At 68.3% G+C, this 3,399-nt stretch carries 4 protein-coding genes; 1 reads left to right on the forward strand and 3 read right to left on the reverse strand.

What is annotated here, in order from left to right:
• The coding region (locus tag AC1DY5_RS48015) for an efflux RND transporter permease subunit (protein WP_478121397.1) at nucleotides 1–1,327 on the reverse strand (1,327 nt) is incomplete at its 3' end.
• 67 nt (nucleotides 1,328–1,394) lie between these two features.
• Between AC1DY5_RS48015 and AC1DY5_RS48020 the strand changes: the two genes are divergently transcribed.
• Nucleotides 1,395–1,925, forward strand: a complete 531-nt coding sequence (locus AC1DY5_RS48020; protein ID WP_478121398.1) for a gluconokinase — start codon at nucleotides 1,395–1,397, stop codon at nucleotides 1,923–1,925.
• Between the two features lies 1 nt (nucleotide 1,926).
• Here the strand turns inward: AC1DY5_RS48020 and AC1DY5_RS48025 are convergent, their stop codons facing one another.
• Complete coding sequence (locus AC1DY5_RS48025; protein ID WP_478121399.1) at nucleotides 1,927–2,535, reverse strand: 3'-5' exonuclease; 609 nt, start codon at nucleotides 2,533–2,535, stop codon at nucleotides 1,927–1,929.
• A gap of 18 nt (nucleotides 2,536–2,553) precedes the next feature.
• On the reverse strand, nucleotides 2,554–3,399 hold an 846-nt coding region (fghA, locus tag AC1DY5_RS48030), incomplete at its 5' end, for an S-formylglutathione hydrolase (RefSeq protein ID WP_478121400.1).

Consider the following 3,399-nt stretch of genomic DNA (forward strand, 5'->3'; position numbering starts at 1 on the left):
CGATGCAGATGCACAGCGTGGAAACGAAGGCGGCGGGCCCGATCTCGCCGGCGCCGACCAGGATCGCCTGGTTGAGCTCGGTGCCCATGTGCAGGTGGCGCTCGATGTTCTCGATCGTCACGATCGCCTGGTCGACCAGGATGCCGACCGAGAGCGCCAAGCCGCCCAGCGTCATCAGGTTCAGGGTCTGGCCGAAGGCGTAGAGAACCAGGATCGAGGCGAGGATCGACAGCGGGATGGTCAGCGCGATGATCAGCGTGCTGCGCCAGTTGCCGAGGAACAGCAGCACCATCGCGGCGGTCAGCGCGGCGGCGATCACGGCCTCGGCCACCACGCCGGTCACCGCGGCCTTGACGAACACGGACTGGTCGAACAGGGGCGTGACCTTGATGTCCGACGGCATGCCTTCGGCCGCCACCGGCAGCAGGGCGCGCAGGTTGGAAACGATGTCCAGCGTCGAGGCGCCGCCGTTCTTCAGCACCGACAGCAGCACGCCGCGCACACCGTCCTGGCGCACCACGTTGGTCTGCGGCGAGAAGCCGTCGCGCACGTTGGCGACATCGCGCAGGTAGGTGGTGGCGCCGGCCGCGGTGCGCACCGGCAGGTCGTTGAGCCCGGCCAGGACCTCGGGCGAGCCGTTGAGCCGCACGCTGTATTCGGTGGCGCCGAACTTGGCCGTGCCCGAGGGCAGAATCAGGTTCTGGGCATTGACCGCATTCACCACGTCGGCCGGCGAGAGCCCGCGCGCCTGCAGCGCCTGGGTGTCGAGGTCGACCGAAATCAGCCGGTTCTTGCCGCCGTAGGGGAAAGGCACCGCCACGCCGGGGATGGTGATCAGCTGCGGCCGCAGCTGGTTGACCGCGGCGTCGAACAGCGCATTCTCGGGCCGGGTCGGGCTCGACAGTGCCAGCTGGATCACCGGGATGCTCGAGGCCGAGTACTTGATCACCAGCGGCGGCGTGATGCCCGGCGGCAGTTGCCGCACCTGGGTCTGCATCGAGGCCACCACCTGGGCGATCGCGGTCTCGATGTTGGCGGTCGGCTGGAAAAAGACCTTGATCACGGTGACGCCGGCCAGCGACTGCGACTCGATGTGCTCGATGTCGCTTACCGTGGTGGTCAGGCTGCGCTCGGTCTGCCCGGCGATGCGCTGGCCCATCTCCTGCGCCGGCAGGCCGCCGTAGTTCCAGATGATGCTGATCACCGGAATGTTGATTTCCGGGAAGATGTCGGTGGCCATCCGCAGCAGCACGAAAGGCGTGGCCAGCACGATCAGCATCGCCATCACGATGAAGGTGTATGGACGACGCAGGGCGAGCTGGACCATGGATGCGAATTGTTACTTCTTGGCGAAACCCGCCATCTTAAGGAGAGATGGACCCACAATGGAGTGAATGCCTAAGCTTTATGTTCCCGAAGCGATGACGATGGCCTGGATGGTTGTGATGGGTGTTTCCGGCTGCGGCAAGTCGAGCCTCGGCGCGGCCTTGGCGCGCGACTGCGGGCTGCCGCTGATCGAAGGCGACGACTTCCACCCGGCCGAAAACGTGAGCAAGATGCGCGCCGGTATCGCGCTCACCGATGCCGACCGGGTGGACTGGCTGACGACCCTCGGACGAGAGCTGGCCGGCCAGCGCCAAGGAGCCGTGCTGACCTGCTCGGCCCTGAAGCGCGACTACCGCGAGCGGCTGCGCGCCGCGGTGCCGGGGCTTCGCTTCGTCTTCATGGCCCTGACGCCGGAGGAGGCCGAACGCCGGGTGGCGGCGCGTGCCGGCGAGCACATGTTCCCGGCCAGCCTGGTCGCCAACCAGTTCGCGACGCTGGAGTCGCCGGTCGGGGAGCCGGGCGTGCTGGAGGTCGATGCCACCGCGCCGCTGCCTACGCTGGTGGGGCAGGTGCGGGCCTGGCTGTCGCCGCCGTCGTGAGTCAGGCGCTGGCGCGCAGCCCCAGGGCGTCGAAAACGCGGATCGCCGCGTAGGCATCGTTGGCCGCGTAGCGCAACTGGGCGTCGGTCAACTGCCGGTTGGCCCAGTTCGAGGTCGTGGCCTTGCGCGACTTGACGAAGCGCCGCTCGAACACCAGCGCCACCGCGGTCTTCACGCCGACCGACCGGCGGTAGCCGCGGCGGCGGAATTCGCTGTCGAGGTCGAGCACGCCCTGCGGCTCGACGCCGAATCGCTGGCGGATCAGGCTCAGGTCGCTCGACAAGCCGAAACCGGCCTTGATCAGCTCCGCGCTGCCGAGCAGCGCCGCCAGCGTATGGTGGAATTCGCTGCGGTGCAGCTGAAACAGCCACGCCTCGTCGCGGGTGGCGAACTGGATCACGTGCGGACCGCCCGAGACCTCGTTCTTGGCGAAGGTCGGTTTCGATTCGGTGTCGAAGCCGACCACGCGGCTGGCCATCAGCGCCGCCTCGGCATCCGCTGCGTCCTGCGCTGTGGCGACCAGCCGGATCGCGTTCAGGCCCAGGCCGTCGAAGGGTTCGAGCAGGGCGATGTCTTCGCGTTCGGGCAGGGGTGGAGGGGCTGTGTTCATGCCGGCGTGGGTGGTGGCTCAGCCGAGCAGGCGCTGGGCATGGTGCGCCAGGTGGTCCGCCACGAAACTCTGGATGAAGTAGTAACCATGGTCGTAGCCCGCGTGGCGGCGCAGCGTGAGCGGCTGGCCGGCACTGGCACAGGCGGCCTCGAAGCGCTCCGGATGCAACTGGTCGGCGAGGAACTTGTCGGTCAGGCCCTGGTCGATGAGGATGCCGTCCGGGAAGGGCGTCGCGCTCTGCGATCGCATCAGCGCGCTGGCGTCGTGGGCCAGCCATCGTGAACGGTCGGCGCCCAGGTAGCCGCTGAAGGCCTTCTCGCCCCACGGGCACTGCGCCGGCGCACAGATCGGCGCCAGTGCCGACACGGACTTGAAGCGGCCCGGATGGCGCAATGCGAGCGTTAGCGCGCCATGGCCGCCCATCGAATGGCCGAAGATGCCGATGCGCTCGCCATCGATCGGCAGCTGCTGCGCGATCAGCGGCAACAGCTCTTCGACGATCCAGCTTTCCATGCGCCAGTGCGTCGCCCACGGCGCCTCGGTGGCGTCGAGGTAGAAGCCGGCGCCGATGCCGAAATCCCAGCTAGCCGTCGCGCCTTCGATGTCTTCGGCCRCCGAGCCGCGCGGGCTGGTGTCGGGCGCGATCAATGCCAGGCCGAGCTCGGCGGCGAGCCGTTGCGCCCCGGCCTTGACCATGAAGGTTTCCTCGTTGCAGGTCAGGCCCGCGAGGTACAGCAGCGCCGGCACCGGGGCGCGTTCCGCCTGCGGCGGCAGGAAGATCGAGAAGCGCATCGGCAGCCCGACTTCGCGCGACTCGTGCGCGAGGAAGCGCAGGGTGCCGCCGAAGCAGCGGTGTTCGGAAAG

It is taken from the genome of Variovorax sp. P4_D9 (assembly GCF_056401695.1).